General features: G+C 66.3%; 21 protein-coding genes. 14 read left to right on the top strand and 7 right to left on the bottom strand.

The features are described 5' to 3' along the window. Nucleotides 1-243: 243 nt before the first annotated feature. Complete coding sequence (gene htpG / locus AB0M74_RS11735; RefSeq protein ID WP_364905091.1) at nt 244-2,211, bottom strand: molecular chaperone HtpG; 1,968 nt, start codon at nt 2,209-2,211, stop codon at nt 244-246. Continuing rightward, nucleotides 2,208-3,827: a TM0106 family RecB-like putative nuclease gene (locus AB0M74_RS11730; protein ID WP_364905359.1), complete on the bottom strand. Its 1,620-nt coding sequence runs from the start codon at nt 3,825-3,827 to the stop codon at nt 2,208-2,210. Before AB0M74_RS11730 ends, htpG begins: the two co-directional genes overlap by 4 nt. Nucleotides 3,828-4,332: 505 nt before the next feature. On the opposite strand from AB0M74_RS11730, the gene AB0M74_RS11725 reads away from it, so the two are divergent. From AB0M74_RS11725 to rraA, 9 genes are all read left to right on the top strand, one after another. Next, complete coding sequence (locus AB0M74_RS11725; protein ID WP_364905089.1) at nt 4,333-4,968, top strand: DUF6474 family protein; 636 nt, start codon at nt 4,333-4,335, stop codon at nt 4,966-4,968. Nucleotides 4,969-4,981: 13 nt separating this feature from the next. After that, complete coding sequence (locus AB0M74_RS11720) at nt 4,982-5,527, top strand: hypothetical protein (protein ID WP_364905086.1); 546 nt, start codon at nt 4,982-4,984, stop codon at nt 5,525-5,527. Nucleotides 5,528-5,570: 43 nt separating this feature from the next. Further along, nucleotides 5,571-6,230: a YcnI family protein gene (locus AB0M74_RS11715; protein ID WP_364905084.1), complete on the top strand. Its 660-nt coding sequence runs from the start codon at nt 5,571-5,573 to the stop codon at nt 6,228-6,230. 14 nt (nt 6,231-6,244) lie between these two features. Beyond that, a complete protein-coding gene (locus AB0M74_RS11710; protein WP_364905356.1) occupies nt 6,245-6,772 on the top strand; it encodes a copper resistance CopC family protein in 528 nt (175 codons plus the stop codon). A 32-nt stretch (nt 6,773-6,804) separates the two neighbouring features. Beyond that, entirely contained in the window at nt 6,805-7,701 is an 897-nt protein-coding gene (locus AB0M74_RS11705; protein ID WP_364905353.1) for a CopD family protein, read from the top strand. A 37-nt stretch (nt 7,702-7,738) separates the two neighbouring features. Next, on the top strand, nt 7,739-8,197 hold the full coding sequence (locus AB0M74_RS11700) for an SRPBCC family protein (protein ID WP_364905082.1): 459 nt from the start codon (nt 7,739-7,741) through the stop codon (nt 8,195-8,197). Between the two features lie 81 nt (nt 8,198-8,278). After that, a complete protein-coding gene (locus AB0M74_RS11695) occupies nt 8,279-8,659 on the top strand; it encodes a DUF5313 family protein (protein WP_364905079.1) in 381 nt (126 codons plus the stop codon). A 62-nt stretch (nt 8,660-8,721) separates the two neighbouring features. After that, nucleotides 8,722-9,087 (top strand): DUF5313 family protein, encoded by a 366-nt coding sequence (locus AB0M74_RS11690; RefSeq protein ID WP_364905076.1) that lies wholly within the window; start codon nt 8,722-8,724, stop codon nt 9,085-9,087. 172 nt (nt 9,088-9,259) lie between these two features. Further along, entirely contained in the window at nt 9,260-9,748 is a 489-nt protein-coding gene (gene rraA / locus AB0M74_RS11685) for a ribonuclease E activity regulator RraA (protein ID WP_364905074.1), read from the top strand. A gap of 15 nt (nt 9,749-9,763) precedes the next feature. Here the strand turns inward: rraA and AB0M74_RS11680 are convergent, their stop codons facing one another. After that, entirely contained in the window at nt 9,764-9,985 is a 222-nt protein-coding gene (locus tag AB0M74_RS11680; protein WP_364905072.1) for an RNA-binding S4 domain-containing protein, read from the bottom strand. A 143-nt stretch (nt 9,986-10,128) separates the two neighbouring features. On the opposite strand from AB0M74_RS11680, the gene lysX reads away from it, so the two are divergent. Together lysX and AB0M74_RS11670 are read left to right on the top strand one after the other, a co-directional pair. Further along, nucleotides 10,129-13,452, top strand: coding sequence for a bifunctional lysylphosphatidylglycerol synthetase/lysine--tRNA ligase LysX (gene lysX, locus AB0M74_RS11675; RefSeq protein ID WP_364905070.1), 3,324 nt, complete (start codon nt 10,129-10,131; stop codon nt 13,450-13,452). Nucleotides 13,453-13,523: 71 nt separating this feature from the next. Further along, nucleotides 13,524-13,763 carry a hypothetical protein gene (locus AB0M74_RS11670; RefSeq protein ID WP_364905067.1) on the top strand — a complete coding sequence of 80 codons (240 nt, stop codon included), beginning with the start codon at nt 13,524-13,526 and terminating at the stop codon, nt 13,761-13,763. A gap of 305 nt (nt 13,764-14,068) precedes the next feature. On the opposite strand, the gene AB0M74_RS11665 is transcribed toward AB0M74_RS11670, so the two are convergent. Beyond that, complete coding sequence (locus AB0M74_RS11665) at nt 14,069-14,350, bottom strand: hypothetical protein (protein ID WP_364905065.1); 282 nt, start codon at nt 14,348-14,350, stop codon at nt 14,069-14,071. A 69-nt stretch (nt 14,351-14,419) separates the two neighbouring features. Here AB0M74_RS11665 and AB0M74_RS11660 point away from each other — a divergent pair, with 69 nt between their 5' ends. The 3 genes from AB0M74_RS11660 to AB0M74_RS11650 all read left to right on the top strand — a co-directional run bounded on the left by AB0M74_RS11660 (nt 14,420) and on the right by AB0M74_RS11650 (nt 15,907). Next, nucleotides 14,420-14,707 carry a hypothetical protein gene (locus AB0M74_RS11660; RefSeq protein WP_364905062.1) on the top strand — a complete coding sequence of 96 codons (288 nt, stop codon included), beginning with the start codon at nt 14,420-14,422 and terminating at the stop codon, nt 14,705-14,707. 106 nt (nt 14,708-14,813) lie between these two features. After that, nucleotides 14,814-15,431, top strand: coding sequence for a histidine phosphatase family protein (locus AB0M74_RS11655; protein WP_364905059.1), 618 nt, complete (start codon nt 14,814-14,816; stop codon nt 15,429-15,431). A 134-nt stretch (nt 15,432-15,565) separates the two neighbouring features. Then, nucleotides 15,566-15,907, top strand: a complete 342-nt coding sequence (locus tag AB0M74_RS11650) for a hypothetical protein (protein WP_364905056.1) — start codon at nt 15,566-15,568, stop codon at nt 15,905-15,907. 62 nt (nt 15,908-15,969) lie between these two features. Here AB0M74_RS11650 and AB0M74_RS11645 read toward each other — a convergent pair whose 3' ends face one another. The 3 genes from AB0M74_RS11645 to gltB form a co-directional block, all read right to left on the bottom strand. After that, nucleotides 15,970-16,869, bottom strand: a complete 900-nt coding sequence (locus tag AB0M74_RS11645) for a cutinase family protein (RefSeq protein ID WP_364905054.1) — start codon at nt 16,867-16,869, stop codon at nt 15,970-15,972. Nucleotides 16,870-17,426: 557 nt separating this feature from the next. Further along, nucleotides 17,427-18,896, bottom strand: a complete 1,470-nt coding sequence (locus AB0M74_RS11640) for a glutamate synthase subunit beta (RefSeq protein WP_364905350.1) — start codon at nt 18,894-18,896, stop codon at nt 17,427-17,429. 56 nt (nt 18,897-18,952) lie between these two features. Further along, a complete protein-coding gene (gltB, locus tag AB0M74_RS11635; protein ID WP_364905051.1) occupies nt 18,953-23,605 on the bottom strand; it encodes a glutamate synthase large subunit in 4,653 nt (1,550 codons plus the stop codon). Nucleotides 23,606-23,809 lie beyond the last annotated feature (204 nt).

Genomic DNA, 23,809 nt, shown 5'->3' with positions numbered 1-23,809 from the left:
ATCACTGTGCGCGAAGAATTTCTACGCAGACGTAACCCTCGGCGGGCCATCCGCCATGCCGCCATTGTCGTCGAAAGTGCGCCGGGTGACGGGCTGATCGGGCCCGTCACCCGGTGCGACACCTAACAACTGATTTCGTGAGCACACGGGTAACTCACGGGGTACCAGCCAACTCACCCACCCCCTCACCGCCACCCGCCCCGCGCCTGAACCTGGCCCGAAGACGCGGAGAGGCGGATGAGCTCAGAGCGTACGGGTGAGCCGATCGGTGAGGATGTGCGCGAAGCGAGCCGGGTCCTTCAGCTCGCCGCCCTCGGCCAGAACCGCGGTGCCGTAGAGCAGTTCGGCAGTTTCGGTGAGCTCGGGCACCTTGCCTGCGTCGGCGTCCTCTTTGCGGGTGTCGTAGGCGTCGCGCAGACCGGTGACCAGCGGATGTGTCGGGTTGAGCTCGAGAATCCGCTTGGTTTCCGGGACCAGCTGGCCCGAGGCGCGATACATCCGCTCCAGCATCGGGGTGAAGTCGAAGACGTCGCCGACCAGGCAGGCAGGAGAGGTGGTGAGCCTGCTGGTCAGGCGCACCTCCTTGACGCTGTCGTCCAGGGCCTTGCCGAGCCAGGTGAGCACCTCGGCGAAGTCCTTGTCCTGCTGTTCGCGCAGCGCCTCGGACTCCTTCTTCTCCTCCTCGGATTCCAGATCGACCTCGCCCTTGGCGACAGACTTGAACGGCTTGCCGTCGAAGTCGGTCACCGAACCGACCCACATCTCGTCGACCGGGTCGATGAGGATCAGCACCTCGCGGCCCTTGGCCTTGAAAGCCTCCATGTGTGGAGAGCTCTCGACCTGCTGACGGCTCTCGCCGGTCATGTAGTAGATCGCGTCCTGGCCGTCGGGCATCCGCTCGACGTACTGCGCCAGGGTGGTGAGCTCGGTGTCGGAGTTCGTCGAGGCGAACGACGACACCTGCAGCAGGGTCTCGCGGTTGTCGAAGTCCGAGAGCAGGCCCTCCTTGAGGACGCGGCCGAACTCCTTCCAGAAGGTCTGATACTTCGCCTGGTCTTCGGCTCCCTGCAGGTCCTTGACCGTTGAAAGGATCTTCTTCACCAGACGCTTGCGGATCATCTGGATCTGCCGGTCCTGCTGCAGGATCTCGCGCGAAACGTTGAGCGAAAGGTCCTGAGCATCCACCACGCCCTTGATGAAGCGCAGATATTCCGGCATCAGCTCTTCGCAGTTGTCCATGATGAACACCCGCTTCACGTAGAGCTGCACCCCACGCTTGTGCTCGCGGGTGAACAGGTCGAACGGCGCATGTGAAGGAACGAACAGCAGCGCTTGGTACTCGAAGGTGCCCTCGGCCTTCATCGGGATGATCTCGAGCGGATCGTCCCAGCCGTGGCTGACGTGCTTGTAGAACTCCTTGTACTCCTCGTCGCTGACCTCGCTCTTCGGGCGGGTCCACAGCGCCTTCATAGAGTTGAGGGTCTGGTCCTCGACGATGGTCTTCTCGGTCTGGTCTTCACCCTCACCCTCGGTGACGGTCCGCTCGACCTGCATGCGGATCGGCCACGCGATGAAGTCGGAGTACTTCTTGACGATCTCGCGGAGCTTCCACTCCTGGGTGTAGTCGAAGAGGTGGTCGTCCTCGTCGGCGGGCTTGAGGTGCAACGTGACCGTGGTGCCCTGCGGCGCCTCGTCCAGTGTCTCGATCGTGTAGGTGGATTGTCCGGTGGACTCCCAGCGGGTGCCGTCGGTCTCGCCTGCTCTGCGCGTGGTCAGCGTGACCTTGTCTGCGACCATGAAGGTCGAGTAGAAACCGATGCCGAACTGGCCGATGAGCTCCGCTGGATCGTCGGTAGCGGCCGCGGTGCTCTTTGCCTCGTTCAGCTTCTTGCGCAGCTCCGCGGTGCCCGATTTGGCCAGCGTGCCGATGAGATCGACGACCTCGGCGCGCGACATGCCGATGCCGTTGTCCCGCACGGTCAGGATCCGCGTGTCTGCCTCGACCTGCAGCTCGATGTGCAGATCGGACGTGTCGACGTGCAGATCTTTGTCCCGGTAGGACTCCAGCCGCAGCTTGTCCAGGGCATCGGAAGCGTTGGAGATCAGCTCCCGTAGGAACGTGTCCTTGTTCGAATAGACCGAGTGGATCATCAGCTCGAGCAACTGATGGGTTTCGGCCTGGAACTCGAGTTGTTCGACGTGCTCTGTCACGTCGCGATACTACGACGCGCGAAATCGGCGAGAGCAGGAACCTCGAGGTCCGCGCTGTGTGGGCCGGGTTCGCGCGGGTGCATCCACTCGCGCAGTACCATCGTGGCCCGCACATCGTCCTCGTTGTATTCCAGCAGCCGGGTGCGCTGACCGAGGTCGGGTTCGCTGTCGTAGCCGACGGCGCGGCGATACCAGCTCATCGACGCCTCACCGCCCGCCTCGGGGTCGCGCCAAGCGAAGCCCGCGACCGGCGCGATCTTCTTCAGGCCCTTGCCGTTCGGACAGATGAACTGGTCGGAGACGGCCTGGAACATATCCACCCACTGTGGCCCGTCCACGAACGAGCGCACCTGGTCGACCGTCGGTACCCCGGGTCGCCCCGCGAACCGGCGTGCCGACTCGTAGAGCCACTTGTCTTCGGCAGTGCGCGAATAGCAGTAGGCGGCAAAGGTTTTCCCTGCCGCGGCGGCCTCGGCGCGCACCGTCATCAGCCAGGTCCAGAACTCGCCGAAGGACCGGCCCTCGTCCTCGGTCGGCAGCGGATCCCAGGTGACGAACGGCCGATACCGCCCGTCGAGCAGCGTGCCCCACAGGTAGGCGCCGTATTCCTGGAAGCTCTCCAGGTCCACATCCACCTCGACGTCGGCTCGGCGCACCCATACCTTGTCGACCCTGCGCACCAGCGGCGCGCCGGCGAGCCACGCTCGTGCGGTCACCACGGCTTCGTCGAACGGTCCGTGCTGCCAGTCCTCCGGATCGTCGCCGACCCAGGCGGCCAGATCGTCGATGGTCTCCACACCGTGCCCGCGCAGCACCTCCGCGCGCGAACCCGGCGCCACCAGGCTCACGTCCCGATGCTCGGTCAACCAGCCCTCACAGCTGATGCCTTCGACGCTGCCCTCGCCGGCAATACCCCGGCTCCACCACGGGCACTGCCTGCACTCGGGCACCTTCGAGGGCACGGTCGGCGATTCGCCGCGAACCACCGCGATCCGGTCGGCGTAGCGTCGGTCGTAATCGGTGAGCAGGAGACCGAGATCGTGCACGAGGATCCGGTCGAAGTGATACCCGATCACGCCACCGACCAAGGCCGGGCTGGCCAGTCCGTGGCGCTGGAGCATCCGATAGAGGTGGGCCAGGCGCTGCTGATCGCGCGGCTGTTGACGCAGTTTGCGATGCGGATCCGGTTGTGGATCCCAGTGATACAGATCCGAGGTGGTCGGATGGAAAGCGGCGGGCTCGGGCTGACGCGGGTCGGTCACCTTGTGATTGACCACGATCACCGGGATGTAGCCGCCGCGGTCGAGGTCGCGCAGCAGGATCTCCGAGCCGCCGCGTCGGCCGGTGTCGGGTTCCTGCGGCAACAATCCGCCCCAAATATGGTGCGTCCCTTCGGCACACGCACGCAACGTCGCCTCGGATCGCTCCCCCGCGCGCAGCTTCGGGTCGATCACCAGCCAGCCGTCCGGATCTGCCGCAATCAGCGCTTCCCGCACCTGCGTCCGGTGCGCCGAGGCGGCCTCGCGTCGCTGCCGAACCCCGGCATCCTCGGTCACGCCGGTCAGCATCTCCGGATGAGCCGCGTTGAGATGCAGCCGGTGCCGACATCCGATCAGCGCCCTGGCATCGACGAAAGCCGCCGTGGCATCGCGCGGCCGATCGTCGGCTGTGCCGTCACGATGGCCGCCCTCGTGATTGCGACCGTTGCGATCGCCGATGCCCGAATACACGTATGCAGTATGGTCCCTCCCCCCGACAACTCCACGAACCGCATGACCGACCAGCGCGCAGCCACCACCGGCCGCATGGCGATGAACTCGGCCCACCACGCATTGTCGACCACGACGGGTCCGAGTGTGGCGAGCGCCCGCTCACGGGCCGTCTCGGTGCCGAGTGAACAAATGCGGGGAAGCCGGGGCGACGAATGTCCGGGTACTCGCGCAAGCGCCCGGACGCAAGTCTCGACCGCTCGGAACCGAGGCCGAGGGGGCCGAAAACACGCCGTGCCGCAGGCGCGGCGCATCGAGCACCAGCTAGGGTAGCGACAAACGTGACATGGGGCGGACGGGCGTTCCCCGACGTCGTACTGCCATGGCGAACCAGCATGACGGAGGGCCTTCGATGGGGTTGTTCACGAAGCGCAAGCGGCGCCCGAGCCGCAAGGCCGAGGCGAAAGCCCTCAAGCACAAGGCAGGCTTGGAGGCCAGACTCGGCGCGAAGAACGATCGCAAAGCCCGTCGCGCCGAGGCCCATACCCAACGCAAGGTCGCCAAAGCGCAGATCTCCGCGCTGCAGGCCGAGGAGAAGGCCGCACTGAAACTGGCCGCGAAGGCCGAGCGGGATCCGTTCAGCGCCGGCCAGGTTCGCAAATACCTCGGGGTGGCCCGCGTGCTGATCCCCGTCCTTGCGCCGCTGGCCTATCGCGCCGCGACATTCATTCGCGGGCGGATCGATAGCAGGCGCGCCCATCAGCTCGGCATCGGCATCGAACAACTGGGCGATTTCAGCGGCCACGGCGCCAAGCTGCAAGCCCGTATCGCCAATGCCGAAGGCGCACTTGGCAAGATCGATAACAGCAAGAACGGCGATGGCCCAACCTTCGTCAAGGCCACACAGGATCGGCTCGACAATCTGATCGCCGCCGTCCAGACCGCGGAGCAAATGCCCGCACCGCGCCGGCGAGCTGTACACGCGTCGATCTCCAACGAGCTGTCCGGGATCGAGGCGGACGTCTTGGCGCGCCTCGGCGTGGGCTGACCTCCCGCTCGCGATGCGCACCGGTCCGATCGCCGGCAGCCTGCGCGGCTGCCTGGTCGGCCTCGTGGTCGGTGCGCTTGCGATAGCCGCACACGGACCGGCCGGCGGCGGCTATCCGGATTCGGCGGAGGCAGCGCTGGTGCTGCTCATCGCCGCCGCGGTCGGATGCGCCGCCGCCAGATCGCCGATCGCGCGCGGGCGCCTCGGAGTGCTGGGTCTGCTCGCGGGCGGGCAACTGGCGGGCCACTGGGTGCTGTCCGAATTCCTCAGCCACAGTCACGATTCCAGCGTCGGCACCGCCATCCAACTGCCCGCTGCTGCGCCACCCACCGGCTGGATGCTCGCCGCGCATGCCGTCGCGACCTTGGGCTGTGCCGCACTGATCGGCTCGGCCGAGCGGCTCTATGCGACGGCGTCCGGCGCGCTCCGAACGGCGCTTGCCGCGCCACCCCGCGCCGCGATCGCCGACCAGGCCCGCTGGGCGAATCCCGGCCTGCGGCACTACCACTTTCATCCGAACGGCGCGATCGGTCCGCGCGCGCCACCGGTGCCCGCCTGACCCGCTCGCACCATATTCCCTCGGACAGAAAGCCTTTCCTCTCATGCGTAGTTCCCTTTTGCGTGCGTCCTGCACGACCGCGGTCGCCGCAGGCCTTGTCATGGTCACCGGCGGCACCGCGGCCGCGCACGTCACCGCCGATGCACCCGGTGCCCAGCAGGGCGGATACTCGGTGGTCACCTTCAAGGTGCCGACCGAATCGGAGACCGCGAGCACCACCGCGCTCACCGTCACCCTGCCCGCCCCCAAAAGCGCGCGTACCGAGCCCATCCCCGGCTGGAGCTCCAAGATCGAGCGCAACGAGAAGTCGGAGATCACCGCCGTCACCTGGACCGCCGACCCGGGCGCACCCGGCGTCGGGCCCGGCCAGTTCCAGCGATTCGCCCTCTCGATCGGTCCGCTGCCCACCCAGGAGAAGCTGAGCTTCCCGGCCAAGCAGACCTACAGCGACGGCAAAGTCGTCAACTGGGATCAGCCGATGGGCAGCGACGGCTCGGAGCCGGAGCATCCGGCGCCGACCATCACCCTCACCGCCAAGAAGGCAGGCGAGGACGAGCACGGGTCGAGGGCCGAAGCCGAAGACCAGGAGACCGAGGACGCCGATGACAGCACCGCACGATGGCTCGGTGGCATCGGCCTCGCGCTCGGTCTGCTCGGTGTCGCACTCGGCCTCGGCAACGTGATCCGCGGACGGCGCTCGTGACCACCGCACGCCGCCTGCTCACCGCGCTCGTCGCGGGTCTGCTGCTGCTCGGCGTCGGGCTGGCCGCCGCAGGCACCGCCGCCGCGCACTCGTCGGCCACCGGCAGTTCGCCGGAGGACGGTTCGACCATCGACGCGAGCCCGGCACGGGTCAGCGTCACCTTCAACGAGGATCTGCAGACCAGCTTCCCGTCGCTGACCGTCGTCGGCCCGGACGGCAATCTGTGGTCGAAGGGGACACCGACCGTCGAGGACAAGTCGGTCAGCGTCGAGGTGGGTGAGCTCGGCCCGGTCGGCGAGTACACCATCGCCTTCCGGGTGACCTCCGCCGACGGCCATCCGGTGAGCGGAACCAGGAAGTTCACCCTCAGCAAGGCAGGCAACGGCGTTCCCGGGCCGAGGCCCGGCGCCAAAACCGGCACGGCCGACAACGGCGGGTCGAACGGAATTCCGTTGTGGGTGTTCATCGTCGGCGCGGTCCTGCTGTTCGGCGGTGGCCTGGCGTTCGCGTTGTTCGGCGGCAGGAGTCGGAAACAACCGTGAGTGGGGTGAGGGCAGGCGGCCGGGACGCGCGGATGCTGCTGCTCGTCGTCCCGGCCGGCCTGCTCGGGGTGTTGCTCGCGTGGGCGCTGGACCTTCCGGCACCGATGCCGACCGAGGGCGGTGTCCGGGTGATCGCGGACTGCGCGGGTGCGACCGTGCTGGGACTTGCCGCGCTCCCCCGAGTGCATCCGCGAGCGCGGCCGCCGTGGCGGCTGCTCGCCGTGCTGGCAGGTATCTGGTGTGCCACCGAGCTGGCAGTGCTCGCCTTCGAGGCGGCCGACATCGTCGGGGTTGCGGTGACACGCCTCGGCGGCGGACAGTTCGGCACCTTTCTTGTCGAGATCAGCGGTGGACAGGTCGGCATCGCGATCCTGGTCGGCACCCTGGCGATCGCCTGCTACTGCGCGCTGGCCTACCGCAGACCCGACGCCGCATCGACCGATCTCGTGCTCGTGTTCGCGGCCGTGACGCTGGCGCTGCGGCCGATCACCGGGCACATGTCGCAGCAGCCGTTCGGTTCGGTGCTCGGCGCGGTACACGCGCTGGCGGCGGCGGCCTGGTTCGGGATGCTGGTCGCGCTCGCGCTGGTGGTGCGCACCCGCGGCGAATGGGCGGTCACGCTACCGAGGTATTCGGCATTGGCGATGCCGTTGATCGCGACGGTGGCGACCACCGGAATCATCAACGGGCTGGCGCGGGTCGGCGGGCCGATACCGTTCGTGACGACCGGCTACGGCCGTATTCTGCTCGCGAAAACCCTTGTGCTGCTCGGCTTGCTCGCGCTCGGCTGGTGGTGGCGGCGCACCTGGGTACGGCGCGCGGGGGACCATAGGATGACCGCCGAGGCGTCCTTGCGCAGGGCCGTACTCGAGGTCGTTGTGATGGCGCTGGCGTTCGGGCTGGCCGCGACGCTGGCCGTGACAGCGTGACCGGGTCGGTCGAGCACGCCGCAGTTACAGTGACTTCATGACCGAAGTGAAAATCGTCGAGGACTGCACGGCGTCGGCCGAAACCGCTTTCGCCTATGTCAACGACTACCGCAATTTGCCGCGGTTCATCTCCGAGATCCACGAATTCACCCCGGTCACCGACCAGGTCGAGGGCGTCGGCGCAACCTTCGACGGCATCATCAAGCTCGGACCCGCCACACTGCATTCGCGCATCCAGGTCGTGCGCTGGGAGGAGCACGCCGCGATCGCGGTGAAGTCGATCAAGGGTTTCGAGATCGAATCCACTTTCCTGTTCCACGACAAGGGCGAGGCGACATGCACCGTCGATGCGATCGTGGAGTACCGCGTCCCGGGCGGTATCGCCGGACGCGTCCTCGGTAAGACCATCGAGCCGTTCGTGAAGCTCGCCGTCAAGCACTCCACACACAACCTGACCACCCAGATCGCGGAATTCCACGCGAGCAGGCAGAGCTGAGTCCAGAGATGCCCCGCACCCGGCCCATCGGGTCGGGTGCCCCCCTTATCCGGCCAATTCGCCGCCGAGGATGCTGAGTCCATGGCTGAACGCACCACCCCGACCTTCCCGCAGCGGATCGGTTATGTCTGCGGTCGGACGCTGCCCGCGTCGATGTCGGAGTGGGTGCGCGCGGATCTGACCGGGCAGGGGGCCGCGCGTCGCTATCTGATGCGTTTTCTGCTCCCGGTGATTCCGGTGCTCATGCTGTTTCTGTTGGTACCGGGCCCGAAGTGGATGGGCTTGGCCATGATGGCGCTGTTGTATCTGCCGCTGATCTACTTCACGATCGCGCTGATGTATGTCTACCGGCGCAGCCGCCTGATCAAACACGGCCTGGATCCGAGCCTCGCCGACTCCGATGCCCGCCGCCGCGGCGAGGCCGAACGGGAGGCCTACGAACGCAGACACGGGCGCGCCTGAAGTTTGCCGAGTCGCCACCGAAAGGCTGGCGGTGACATATACCACAGGCATAGCCTGGAGCTATGAAGACTCCCACAATACGGCAGCGTATCGCCTACGATGTGGGCCGCGAGCTTCCCGAGGAGCTGCACGAGTGGGTTATCCACGACCTCGTCGGCCACGGGGCGATGGAACGCTATCTCATCCGCTTTCTCGGACCGGCCATCCCCTTCTTCGCCTTGGTGTTGCTGTTCCCCGGTCCGATGCCACTGAAGATCGGACTCATCGTGATGATGATCGTTCCGCTGGTCATTTTCACGGTCGCACTCGGCTATGTATGGCGCCGCTTCCGGTTGGTCCAGCACGGCCTGGATCCGGAACTCGTGGATCACGGGAAGATCTCCGAGCATGAACGGGATCTCTACGAGATGCGGCATGGGCACCGGTAACGGTTGAGCTAACCCAACCACCACGCGCGAGTCCTACGAGCGCCGCTTCGCGGCCCGGCTTGTGTCCGGGTGGGCGAAGTGCATGCGCCGCAGGCGCGAGTCTCGGCCGCTCGGATGCAAGCCCAAGGGGGCCGCGAATATGCCGCACCGCAGGCGCTGCAAAAATAACCCAGTGACCGAATCGCAGAACGTTGTTGCCACCGCCGATCTCGCCGATGAAATCGGCCCCGAGATTCGCAGCTGCGACACGCAGTTCATTCAGTTCGGTGGCCACGCGACCTTCTCCGGGCGAATCACCACGATTCGCTGTTTCCAGGACAATCTGCTGGTCAAGCAAACATTGAGCGAACCGGGCAATGGCGGCGTGCTCGTCGTCGACGGCGGTGCGAGTGTGCACACCGCGCTGGTCGGCGACATCATCGCCGGGCGCGGTGTCGCCAACGGTTGGGCCGGTGTCATCGTCAACGGCGCCGTGCGTGATTCGGCGATCCTGCGCACGCTGGCGATCGGCATCAAGGCCCTCGGCACCAATCCGCGCAAGAGCACCCAGACCGGCAGCGGCGACCTGGATGTCCCGGTCGAGTTCGGCGGCATCACCTTCACTCCAGGCGACATGCTCTACAGCGACCACGACGGCGTTGTGGTCCGCGCGCAGGACTGACGGCCGGGGAACCGGTCAGTCGCCTGTCACGCGAGCTCGGTGACCGGCGATGGTGACCACGTCGCCGGGATGCAGTTGGCGGCCACGACGCAGCTCGACCTCGTCGTTCACCCGGACCAGACCGGAGGCGATGACCGTCTTGGCCTCCGAGCCGGACTCGATCAGGTTGGCCAGCTTCAGGAACTGGCCGAGTCGAATGACGTCGTCATCGATCGGCACATCGACTGGATCGGACATGGGTACATCCTTACCCTTCGACCTGAAACAACGAAACGCCAACCCCCATCGTGACGACTGACACGCACCCGTGACGCACCCATAACCGACATGCCCAGGCGATCTTGGAGCATCGATGCCGTGACACCGTACACACTGGTTCGGTGACCTCCACGCACGCCGAGCACCAGATCGAAACCGAACCACCTGCGGGCAGACCGACCCCACCCGTTCCGCATCGCGGACACGGTCGGCTCAGGGAGGTCCCGCACATCGCGGGCATGATTCTCGGTGTCTTCGCCGTGCTGTGTTTCCTGTGGAGCCTCTCGCCCGCGCTGCGCTATCTGACGCAAGTGCCGCGCCGCTACATCGACGCGTACTACTTCGACGCTCCCGACACGAACCTCATGTGGGCGCTCGTCGTCGGCTTGCTCGCGGGTGCGCTCGCCAGTCGCAAACGCATCGCCTGGTGGCTGCTCGTCGGCTATCTCGTGCTGTACGCGCTGTCCAATGTGGTCGATTTCGTCAATGACGGCGAGATCGATGCCTTGGTGGCGATGGTGCTGCACGTGCTCGCGATCGGTGTGCTCTTCGCCGCCTGGCGCGAGTTCTACACAAAGGTGCGCCGCGGGGCCGGCCTCAAGGCGCTCGGTGTGCTACTCGGCGGTCTCGCGATCGGCTGTGTGCTCGGCTGGGGGCTGGTGGAGCTGTTCCCCGGTTCGCTGCCACAGGGCGCGCAGCGGCCCGCGTGGGCGGTCTACCGCGTCACCGCCGCGGTGCTCGTCGACAACGAACACTTCGACGGCCACCCGCGCCCGTTCGTCAACTTCCTACTCGGTCTGTTCGGCGCGATCGCCCTGCTGGCCGCGGTGGTCATCTTGCTGCGCTCGCAGCGCGCGGCGAACGCGATGACCGGCACCGACGAATCCGCGATCCGCGGACTGCTGGAGCGTTCCGACGTCGAGGATTCCCTCGGCTACTTCGCGACACGCCGCGACAAGGCGGTGGTCTTCGCGCCGAGCGGCAAGGCCGCGGTTACCTATCGGGTGGAGCTCGGTGTCTGTCTGGCCAGCGGCGACCCGATCGGTGTCAGGGAGGCCTGGCCGCAGGCGATCGATGCCTGGCTGCAGCTCGCTGATCAATTCGGTTGGGCCCCAGCGGTCATGGGCGCCGGCGAATACGGTGCGACGGCGTACCGCAGGGCCGGCCTTTCGGCGCTGCGTCTCGGTGATGAAGCCATCCTCGACACCAGGACCTTTTCGCTGGCCGGCCCCGAAATGAAGCAGGTCCGCCAGGCCGCGAATCGCTTGCGCAAGCACGGAATACATGTGCGGATTCGCCGGCAGCGCGAGATTGCGCCCGAGGAGATGAAACAGGTGATCGCCCGCGCGGACGCCTGGCGCGACACCGAGACCGAACGCGGTTTCTCCATGGCGCTCGGCAGGCTCGGCGATCGGCTCGACGGCGACTGCCTGCTGGTGGAGGCGGTCAACGGTCAGGATCGCGTACTCGGCATGCTGTCGCTGGTCCCGTGGGGGCGCTCCGGGGCCTCCCTGGAGCTGATGCGCCGCGACCCGCAAGGCCCCAACGGCGTGATGGAGCTGATGATCTCGCAGCTGGCGCTGACCTCCGAACAGCACGCCATCACCAAGATCTCACTCAACTTCGCGGTCTTCCGTTCGGTTTTCGAGGAGGGCGGGCGCATCGGCGCAGGGCCGGTCCTGCGGCTGTGGCGCGGTGTGCTGCTGTTCTTTTCGCGATGGTGGCAACTGGAGGCGCTGTACCGGTCGAATGTGAAATACCAACCGAACTGGGTGCCCCGATTCTTCCTGTTCGAGGAGCGCAGGCAACTGCCACGCGTGGCGGTAGCCAGCGCACTGGCCGAGGGCTTCCTACCGCGGTTCGGCAAGGAACAAGACACCGTGACGCACACCGGCGTCTATAGCGCGGTACCGCCGACAATGACCGGACTGCATCCCGATGGCAGCCCGCCGGACCTGACGGACATCCAGACCGTGGAACCGGGCCATCGCCGTCCGGAGCAGGTACGGGTGCGGATGGACAAGCTGGCCCGGCTCACCGACGCCGGGGTGGACGCTTATCCGGTCGCCTATCCGCCCACCCACACCGTCGCTGCCGCTCGCCGGTCACCACGCGGCACTACCGTCCGGGTGTGCGGCAGGCTGCTGCGCATCCGCGACTACGGCGGCGTGATCTTCGCGGTGGTGCGCGATTGGACCGACGACATCCAGCTGGTCATCGATCGCGATCGGGTCGGCGCCGAACACAGCGCCGAATTCACCGAGTTCTTCGACCTCGGCGATCTGATCGAGATCAGCGGGCAGATCGGGCGCAGCCGTCGCGGTGAGCTCTCACTGCTCGCCGCGGACTGGCGAATGATCGGTAAATGCCTACACCCGTTGCCGGACAAGTGGAAAGGCCTCGCCGATCCCGAGGCGAAGGTGCGTCAGCGCTACGTCGACATGGTGATCAACCCGGAGGCTCGCGAGGTGCTCGCCAAGCGCAGCGCGGTGGTCCGATCACTGCGGGATTCGTTGAACGGCTGGGGTTATCTCGAGGTGGAGACCCCGATCCTGCAGCAGGTGCACGGCGGTGCGAACGCCGCGCCGTTCATCACCCATATCAACGCCTACGACCTGGATCTCTACCTGCGGATCGCACCCGAGCTCTATCTCAAGCGACTGTGCGTCGGCGGTATGGAGAAGGTGTTCGAGCTGGGACGCACCTTCCGCAACGAAGGCGTCGACTTCAGCCACAATCCCGAGTTCACCATTCTCGAGGCCTACGAAGCACACAGCGACTACGAGCGGATGATGCACGTCTGCCGTCAGCTGATCCAGAACGCCGCCATGGCGGCCAACGGCGCGATGGTGGCGCTACGGCCCAACCCGGACGGCTCGTTCGACCAGGTGGACATCTCCGGTGAATGGCCGGTGCGGACCGTGCACGGCGCGGTGTCCGACGCACTGGGCACCGAGATCACCCCGGAGACCGGCCTGGTGGAGCTGCGGGAACTGTGCGATAAGGCGCATGTGCCCTACCAGCACGGCTGGGACACCGGGCAAATGGTGCTGGAGATGTATGAGCACCTGGTGGAATCCACTACCGAGGAGCCGACCTTCTACATCAACTTCCCCACTTCGGTATCCCCGTTGACCAGGGCGCACCGCAGCATTCCCGGGGTGACAGAGCGCTGGGACCTGGTCGCATGGGGCGTCGAACTCGGTACCGCCTACAGCGAACTCACCGATCCGGTCGAGCAACGCCGCAGGCTCACCGAGCAATCCATGCTCGCGGCGAACGGCGATCCGGAGGCGATGGAGCTCGACGAGGACTTCCTGCAGGCGCTCGAGCACGCGATGCCGCCGACCGGTGGACTCGGGATGGGCGTGGACCGAATTGTCATGCTGATCACCGGTCGCAGCATCCGCGAAACCTTGCCCTTCCCGCTGGTGAAGCCGCGCTGAGCTTTCCACACGCCCGATTTGCCCACTAATCTTGGACATTCGGCCCCGGGAGGAGGCCGATACCGATAGAGATGGGGAAGTATATGTACCTCGACCTGTTGACCAACGCGAGTCTGCTGGACCATACGGTGTGGGCGAGCCCGGACACCTGGGCCGCGGGCGACACGTGGACCCAGGCGCTGGATTACGCGGGCAAGAAAAAGAAGAAGAGCAACGGCGGACTGATCTTCGGCGGGCTTTGCTGCCTGCTCGTCGTCGCGCTGATCATCGGCGGCATCTACCTGCTCAAGAGCCGCAAGAATCAGAACTGACCGCACCGACCGGTAGTCGGTACCCAGACGAAGGGCCCGGGTCGCTCGCCGCGACCCGGGCCCTTCGTGGCTCTCGGGGTTGCCCCGAACTCCGCAGATCGCGGTGCGCTCGGTAGCTACTTCCGCATCGAGGGGCAGTTCGTCCTCGCTCGCGGCCGCGGCGTCATCGGGACCGTGGAGGCTCGACGCAACCGACTTCAGGACGACGACGGCTGCCGCGAGCGCAACGACGACCAGTGCGGCGCCGACCCAGAACGCAAGATGGAACCCACTGTTCAGGGCCTCGTTGGCGACAACGCCGTCCTTCAGCAGATGCTCGGTCCTGCTCGCCGACAAGGTGGCGAGGACCCGAACATGCCCGCGACGGTCAGCACCTGAATCACATTGGCGCCGGACAGGTTCCGCGAGCGGAAGATCTTCAGCGGCATCAGCGGATTCTTCGCGGTGCCCTCACGCAGGACGAATCCGGCCAGCAGCACGAGCGCAGCAGCACCGAGGCCGAGCGTCACCGGGTCGGTCCAGCCGTACTCGGCCGCGGGCTTGACAATCGTGTAGACACCGAGCATCAGCGCGGAGGTAATCAGCACGGCGCCAGGGATATCCGCGCCCGGGACTTCCCGGCATCAGTCCCAACGTGCTGTCGCAACGACTCGGCAGTGGTCTCCCTGCGCACCTTCTTCGTGCCCGAATCCGCCGCCGAGGTGCGGGCAACCTACGACCTCTACTTCACCGGCCCCGACGCGGCCACCGACGAATTCCACGCGATCGTGGACAACGGCGTCTTCACCATCACCCGCGGCGCCACCGGAACAGCAGGAACCGCGGTCCACACCGGCGTCCCGGCCTTCATCGCCGTCGTTTCCACGGGCACCGGCTTGCGGACAGCATCGCCGCACGCGACATCACCATCGCGGGCGATGTCGCCGCCATCGAGCAGTTCGTGACCTTCTTCGCGCTGCCCGCGCAATGCGCGGCCAGCGAGGCCGGGTAGGCCGCAGCCGGAATCGCCCGGCCTCCGACGGGCGCAGCCGATACGGCAGAGTGGGCTGTGTGCAGTTGATTCTCGTTCGTCACGCCCAACCGCTTCGGGTCATGAACGCCGACAGCCCGGCCGATCCCGAATTGGCCGCCGTCGGACTCGAGCAGGCCGAGCGGGTGCCCGCGGCGCTGAGCCACCATCGGATCAGCCGCGTGGTGAGCAGCCCGCAGCGGCGCGCCCGCGACACGGCCGCGCCGACCGCCGCCAAGCTCGGCCTCGATGTCGACATCGTCGACGACCTCGCGGAATACGATCGCGACTTGCCCGCCTACATTCCGATCGAAGACGCCAAGATCGAATTCCGGACCGCCTACGAACGCATCAAGGCCGGTCAACTGCCCGAGCAGGTCGACGCCGACGCTTTCCGCACCCGGGTACGCGACGCCGTCCTCGAGATCGCCTCGGCCACCGATCCCGCCGACACAGTCGCCGTCTTCGCGCACGGCGGTGTGATCAATGTGATCCTGCAGGAAGTGCTCGACCTGGCACGGCCGCTGACCTTTCCGATCGACTACTGCTCGATCACCCGAATCCTGTATTCGCGTACCGGCCGCCGCACCGCGGCGACCGTCAACGAGAACGGTCATGTCTGGGATCTGTTGCCGCGCAACATCGCTGCGCGGGACTGAGCTTTCGGCCTTCGGCGCAGGAGTCACTCACAGACGATTGCCAGTGTGATCGCACCGGCATGCCAGCCTCGGAACCTTCTATGGAACCGGTGAGCCGCCGCACCGCGACTCACGGTTCGAGAGAAAGGAATTCCGTGTTGCTCTCCAAGACACCGATCTCGTTCAGGCGTCGCCTCGCCCGAGTGGCGGTGGCCGGCGCGCTGGTCACCGTTCCGCTCGCCACACTGGCGGTCACCGCGTCCGCCGAGACTCCAGACCCCGCAGGCACCGCGCAGGTCCAAGCGGTATCGGGCGAAACCGTCCAGGAAGGAACGGAAATCAACGGCCCGCGCGGCGGTCACGACTTCCCTGATCGGCCGGGTCCGGACGGGCCGCGGGCGGAGTTCCGCGAACGCGGCGACCACCACGGCCATGGCAACGGGCCGCATCAGTTCGATCGGGTGCTGCCGCCGACCGGTTCGGCAGGTAGCAGCTAGCCATCGACACACTGAAGGCCACCCCCGCGCGGGAGGTGGCCTTCAGTGTTTCTTGCTCGAGATCAGGCCATGCCCGCGATCCAGTTGTGCATCCAGGAGACAGCGGTCTGGCCGCCACCCACCGAGTAGCTGCCGTAGAGCGTGTGGGCCTGCGACTTGTAGAACTCCTCGAGTTCCTTGGCCCGCTGCTGGTTGGCGGAGTCGGTGAGCTGCGACTGCAGCAGCGGCACACCGCCACGCGCCATCAGGTCGTTCATGATCGCGCCCGCTTCGAGCTGGTAGCGCCAGATGTTGGCCGGATTCGCGTCGGAGGTCTGGGCCAGCCAACCCGCGAATCGGGTCACGAAGTCGTCGGACGCGGTGGCGCAGTAGAGATCATCGGTCGCGCAAATGGTTCTGGTGCGGTCGCTGACCCAGCCGAAGCCACCGACGCGCGGGCCACCCGCGCCTGCACCCGCGGCGGGCGGGCCGACCTGAACATCGGTGGGCGAGCGACGCGGGTCGGAGATCAGGCCGACGCCCGCGATCCGGTCCGGCGGCACAACGCCGAGGCCCGTGCCGATTTCGGCCGCGAGATCACCGGCCGCGTCCGCGCCCTGGCTGTAACCGACGAGAGCGATTCTGGTGCCGGCGCACCGCTGTGCCATCGCGCCGACCAGTCCGCGCGCCTTGTCGGTCGCTTCCTTCTTCGAGGCACCGTAGACATCGCCTTCCCACGGGAACGCGGTCGCGGCGTAGGTCACGTAGTCGACGTCGGTGGAACGGGGCAGCCCATTGGTGACGCCAGAGAGCATGCCGGGCTGTGGTTTCTTGTCGTGTCCGGTCTCCCAGGTGCCGGGGATGGCAACGACATACAGGCTCGGGCACCCCGGATCGGCCGTTACAGAACCGCTACCGAAGACCAAACCAGACGTCATCGCCGCACACGCACCGAGGACCGCGGCAACTTTCTTCAACTGCATACTGCTCCAGTTCAACCTTTGCTCCCGAGGGAGCAAATTCCCGACAAGTTGTCACTACCTATGCTGACCTCGGCGGATGTCGTTCCAGTGCACGTCGGATGAACGAAAATCACCCGCCAGCATGACGTACGCTACGCAATCCACATCCCAAGATTCGAGGCACACCGAAGATCACAATAGGGCCACAGCCTCGTCGACGCCATTCGAACCAGAAGGCGTGTCCGATTCCCGCCCCATCCGTTTGGCACGCCGGACACAGTCCGCCGACAGCCGCACCGCACCGGGCCGAGCGAACACGAAGCACTCGCCGCGCCGGGCCGAGCGAAGGCGAAGCACTCGCCGCGCCGGGCCGAGCGAAGGCGAAGCACTCGCCGCGCCGGGCCGAGCGAAGGCGAGGCACTCGCATATCGCCGCCGCCCGGTTCACCTGCGTCACATGAACAGTCACCACGACGGCAGTAACAAATGTCGAGCACACAGGTACTCGACGACAAAGGCGCCTGTGGATTTCGCAATCCACAGGCGCCTTCCGCTCCGGTAAGAGGCGGGTCTATCTACTCAGCGCTGCGCGACCATCGTGGGGGTGATGGGCGCGGGCAGCGCGGTTTCACCTTCCAAGAACTTGTCGACAGCGGCCGCGGCAGCACGGCCTTCGGCGATCGCCCAGACGATCAGCGACTGGCCGCGGCCCATATCGCCTGCGACGAAGACACCGGGGATGTTGGTCGCCCAGTTCTTGTCGCGCTGGACATTGCCGCGCTGGTCGTAGCCGACGCCGAGACCTTCGAGCAGACCGGGCTTTTCGGGACCGGTGAAGCCCATGGCCAGCAGGACCAGGTCGGCCTCGAGGGTGAAGTCGGTGCCTTCCACCTTCTCGAAGCGGCCGTTGACCATCTTGACCTCGTGGGCCTCCAGCCCGGTGACCTTTCCGTCGGCGCCGACGAAACGCTCGGTGTTCACCGAGAACACCCGCTCGCCGCCCTCTTCGTGCGCCGAGGAAACCCGGTACATCAGCGGGTAGGTCGGCCACGGAGTGGACGAGGCACGCTCCTGCGGCGGACGCGGCATGATCTCGAACTGGTGGATGCTCTCGGCGCCCTGCCGGTGCGAAGTGCCGAGGCAGTCGGCGCCGGTGTCACCGCCACCGATGATGATGACCTTCTTGTCCTTGGCGTGGATCGGCGGCAGGCCGTCGGCGTCGGCGACATCGTCACCGAGCTGCACCCGGTTGGCCCACGGCAGGAATTCCATCGCCTGATGGATGCCGTCCAGGTCGCGTCCCGGAATCGGCAGGTCACGCGCGAGCGTCGCACCACCAGCGAGCACCACCGAGTCGAACCGCTCGCGCAGCTGCTCGGCAGTGATGTCGACACCGACGTTCACACCGGTCTTGAAGATGGTGCCCTCGGCCTCCATCTGCGCGATCCGGCGGTCGATGAAGCGCTTCTCCATCTTGAATTCCGGGATGCCGTAGCGCAGCAGACCGCCGATGCGGTCGGCCCGCTCGAACACGGTCACGGTGTGGCCCGCGCGGGTCAGCTGCTGCGCGGCGGCCAGACCGGCCGGACCGGAACCGACGACGGCGACCTTCTTGCCGGTGATGCGGGTCGGGTAGACCGGGGTCACCCAGCCCTCGTCGAAGGCGTTCTCGATGAGGTCGATCTCGACCTGCTTGATCGTCACCGGGTCTTGGTTGATGCCCAGGACACAGGACGCCTCGCACGGCGCGGGGCACAACCGCCCGGTGAACTCCGGGAAGTTGTTGGTCGCGTGCAGCCGGTCGATGCCCTCACGCCACTGGCCCTTGTAGACCAGGTCGTTCCACTCCGGGATCAGGTTGCCCAGCGGACAGCCATTGTGGCAGAACGGAATACCGCAATCCATGCACCGGCTGGCCTGACGCTGGAGGGTCTCCTTCGGGTACCCCTGCTCGTAGACCTCTTTCCAGTCCATCAGACGCAGGGGAACCGGACGACGCGTCGGCAGCTCCCGCTTGGTGTGCTTCAGAAATCCTTGCGGGTCAGCCACGTGCCGCCCCCGAATGGTCACAGCGCCTCGTCGACGTCATCTCTAGAACTCTCCGGTCAGCCACGTGCCGCCTCCATAATCGCCTCGTCGACATCCGTGCCGTTCTTCTCGGCCTCGGAAATCGCGAGCAGAACCTTCTTGTACTCCCGCGGCATGACCTTCACGAAGTGGTTCACCTGCTGCGACCAATCGCTCAGAATGCGGTCGGCGACAGCGGAACCCGTCTGATCACGGTGCTGGGTGATGATGTCGCGCAGCCAGGTGAAATCGTCACCTGACAGTTGCTCGACGGCGTCGGCCTGCTCCGGGTTGAGCCTGGCCTCGAAGGTGCCGTTCGGGTTGTAGACGAACGCGACACCGCCGGACATACCTGCACCGAAGTTACGGCCGGTCTCACCGAGGATGACGACCCGACCACCGGTCATGTACTCGCAGCCGTGGTCGCCCACGCCCTCGACCACCGTGGTGGCGCCCGAGTTACGCACCGCGAACCGCTCGCCGACGACGCCGCGGATGAACGCCCTGCCGCTGGTCGCGCCGAACAGGATCACATTGCCCGCGATGATGTTCTCTTCCGCCACGAACTCGGCCGGCGCGGTCAGGGATGGGCGGACCACCAGGTGGCCGCCGGAAAGCCCCTTGCCGACATAGTCGTTCGCGTCACCGAGCACCCGCAGCGTGATGCCGGCGGGGACGAACGCGCCGAAGCTGTTGCCCGCAGAGCCGGTGAAGGTGATGTCGATGGTGTCGTCGGGCAGGCCCGCACCACCGTAGAGCTTGGTCACCTCGTGGCCGAGCATGGTGCCGACGGTGCGGTTGACGTTCGAGATCTTGGTTTCGAACTTCACCGCCTGGCCACGCTCGAGGGCATCGCGGCTCTGCGTGATGAGCTGCTGGTCGAGTGCCTTGTCCAGACCGTGGTCCTGCGTCTTGGTGCAGCGACGGTCCTGGCGCATGAACGCCGTCTCGACGTCGTCGAGGATCGGCGAGAGGTCCAGCTTGCTGGCCTTGAAGTGCTGCTTGGCTTTGGTGGTGTCGAGCATGTCGACCCGGCCGATGGCCTCGTCGAGCGTACGGAAGCCCAACTGCGCCAGCAGTTCCCGAACCTCTTCGGCGATGAACAGCATGAAGTTCTCGACGAACTCCGGCTTGCCGGTGAAGCGCTCGCGCAGCACCGGGTTCTGCGTCGCGACACCCACCGGGCAGGTGTCGAGGTGGCAGACCCGCATCATGATGCAGCCCGACACCACCAAAGGCGCAGTGGCGAAACCGAATTCCTCGGCACCGAGCAGCGCGGCGATCATCACGTCGCGGCCGGTCTTCATCTGACCGTCGACCTGCACGACGATGCGGTCGCGAAGTCCGTTGAGCAGCAACGTCTGCTGGGTCTCGGCCAGGCCGAGTTCCCACGGGCCACCCGCGTGCTTGAGCGAGGTCAGCGGTGAGGCGCCGGTGCCGCCGTCGTGACCGGAGATCAGCACCACGTCCGCGTGCGCCTTCGACACACCGGCCGCAACCGTGCCGACGCCAGGCTCCGCAACAAGTTTCACGTGAATCCGCGCCTGCGGGTTCGCGTTCTTCAGGTCGTGGATCAGCTGCGCCAAGTCCTCGATCGAGTAGATGTCGTGGTGCGGCGGCGGCGAGATCAGGCCGACGCCGGGCGTCGAGTGCCGTACCTCGGCGACCCACGGGTACACCTTGTGCGCCGGAAGCTGGCCACCTTCACCGGGCTTTGCGCCCTGCGCCATCTTGATCTGGATGTCGGTGCAGTTGGTCAGATAGTGTGCGGTCACACCGAAGCGGCCCGACGCCACCTGCTTGATCGCACTGCGCCGCCAGTCGCCGTTCTCCTCCGGCTCGAAGCGCGACGGGCTTTCGCCGCCCTCACCCGAGTTCGAACGTCCACCGAGACGGTTCATCGCGATCGCCAGGGTCTCGTGCGCCTCCGAGGAGATGGAGCCGTAGCTCATCGCGCCGGTGGAGAACCGCTTGACGATCTCGCTGGCCGGCTCGACCTCGTCGATCGAGATCGCGGCCCGGGTGGTGGTGTTGAACTTGAACAGGCCGCGCAGCGAGGCGAGCTGCTCGGACTGGTTGTCGACCAGCTTGGTGTACTCCTTGAAGATCGAGTACTGACCGGTGCGGGTCGCGTGCTGCAGTTTGAACACGGTGTCCGGGTTGAACAGGTGATATTCGCCCTCGCGACGCCACTGGTATTCACCGCCCACCTCGAGCTCGCGGTGCGCGCGCTCGTTGCGGTTCTCCAGGAACGCGACGGTGTGGCGAGCGGCCACATCGGTGGCGATCTCGTCGAGTCCGATGCCGTCGAGATGCGAACGCAGACCGGTGAAGTACTCGTCCACCAGGTCCTGCGACAGGCCGATGACCTGGAACAGCTGGGCGCCGGTGTAGGAGGCCAGGGTGGAGATGCCCATCTTGGACATCACCTTCAGCACACCCTTGCTTGCGGCCTTGTTGTAGTTCGCGACCGCCTTGCGGTAGTCGGCGGCCAGATCACCGGTGCTGCCGGGGACCTCGAGTGCGCCGCGCTCGAGCATGTCCTCGATGGTCTCGAAGGCCATGTACGGGTTGATCGCGCCCGCACCGAAGCCGACGAGCATGGCCATGTGGTGCACCTCGCGGGCGTCACCGGCCTCGACGACCAGACCGACCATGGTGCGCGTGCGCTCGCGGACCAGGTGGTGGTGCACCGACGAGGTCAGCAGCAGCGACGGAATCGGCGCCAGCTTCTCGTTGGACTCACGGTCGGACAGCACGATGATCCGCGCACCGCCGTCGATGGCGGCCGACACCTGGGTGTTGATCGCCTCGAGCGCCTTGCGCAGGCCTTTGCCGCCCTCCTTGACCTGGTACAGACCGCGCACAACCACCGAACGCAGCTCGGGCTGCGAACCGTCATCGTTGATGTGCACGAGCTTGGCCAGCTCGTCGTTGTCCACGATCGGCGACGCCACGGTGATTTGGTGGCAGGACTCCGGTCCCGGGTTCAGCAGGTCGGCTTCCGGACCGATCGCCCGGCGCAGGCTGGTAACGACTTCCTCGCGGATCGCGTCCAGCGGCGGGTTGGTGACCTGCGCGAACAGCTGCGAGAAGTAATCGAACAGCAGTCGCGGTCGCGACGAGAGCACCGCGATCGGGGTGTCGGTGCCCATCGAGCCGAGCGCCTCGAGACCGGTCTTCGCCATCGGTGAGATCAGCAGATTCAGCTCTTCGTTGGTATATCCGAAGATCTGCTGCCGGATCAGCACGCGATCGTGCGACATGTGCACGTGCGGGCGGTCGGGCAGGTCGGCGAGCTTGGTCACGCCCGCGTCGAGCCACTGCTGGTACGGGTGCTCGCCGGCCAGCTGCGACTTGAGCTCCTCGTCGCCGACGATGCGGCCCTGCGAGGTGTCGACAAGGAACATGCGGCCGGGCTGCAGCCGGACCTTCTTGACCACCTTCGCCGGATCGATGTCGAGGACACCGACCTCGGAGGCCATCACGACGAGGCCGTCGTCGGTGACCCAGATGCGGCTGGGGCGTAGGCCGTTGCGGTCGAGCACGGCGCCGACGACGGTGCCGTCGGAGAAGCACACCGATGCGGGGCCGTCCCACGGCTCCATCAGCATGGAGTGGTAGCGGTAGAAGGCCCGGCGCTGCGGGTCCATCGTCTCGTTACGCTCCCAGGCTTCGGGAATCATCATCAAGACTGCGTGGGGCAGGCTGCGGCCGCCGAGGTGCAGCAGTTCCAGCACCTCGTCGAAGCGGGCAGTATCGCTTGCCCCGGGCGTACAAACCGGGAAGATCTTCTCGAGTCGGTTGTTGCCCGCCTCGTTGGTGCCGAACACGTCGGAGCGCAGCAGCGCCTCGCGGGCCCGCATCCAGTTCTCGTTACCGGTGACGGTGTTGATCTCACCGTTGTGCGCTACGCGGCGGAACGGGTGCGCCAGCGGCCAGGACGGGAAGGTGTTGGTGGAGAACCTGGAGTGCACGATGCCGAGGGCGGACTCCATCCGGTCGTCCTGCAGGTCCAGGTAGAAGGCGCGCAGCTGCGGCGTAGTGAACATGCCCTTGTAGACGAAGGTCTGCCCGGACAGGCTCGGGAAGTACACCGACTCCTTGCCGACCGCACCTTCGCCCGCACCCGCCTTGCCGAGCTCGTGCTCCACCCGCTTACGCACGACGTAAGCACGGCGCTCGAGATCCATGCCCGACAACTGCTCGGCGGCACCCTTCGGGGAGCCGATGAAGATCTGCCGGAAGGTCGGCATGGCGTCGCGGGCCAAGGCGCCGAGGGTGGATTCGTCGGTGGGCACGTCGCGCCAGCCGAGCACCGCGAGGCCCTCGGATTCGACGATCCGCTCCAGGCCGTAGGCGGCCTTGGTCGCCTCACGGCGGGCCTGCGGCAGGAAGGCGATACCGGTGGCGTAGGAGCCCTCCGGCGGCAACTCGAAATCGACCACGGCACGGAAGAACCGGTCCGGAATCTGGATCAGGATGCCTGCACCGTCACCACTGTTGGGTTCGGCGCCTGCGGCACCACGGTGCTCCAGGTTCAACAGAGCCGTAATAGCCTTGTCGACGATGTCGCGGCTGCGGCGGCCGTACATGTCGACGACGAATGCGACACCACAGGCGTCGTGTTCGTTCGCCGGGTCATAGAGCCCGATGGGTCCAGGGGACCTGTGGCCAGGAAGTTGCGTCATGCCTCTGCCTTCAAGAAAGTCGGCCTCGATGAGGTTGGCCTGCGTGGAAAAACGGCCTTTCGTCGAATGCCTCCGTCAAGACTGCGCCCGTACATTCCGGATCCAGCCGCGCTGATGGTCCGGCGTGCAGTCACGTCTCCAGTTGTCCACCCGCTGGTGTTACGTAGTGGGTGCTCGGCGGTAACGGAACACTGACGAGTTCCT

It is taken from the genome of Nocardia sp. NPDC051463 (genome assembly GCF_040681975.1).
In the GTDB taxonomy this organism is placed as follows: Bacteria; Actinomycetota; Actinomycetes; order Mycobacteriales; family Mycobacteriaceae; genus Nocardia.
This window is presented reverse-complemented; position numbering and strand designations above follow the sequence as displayed.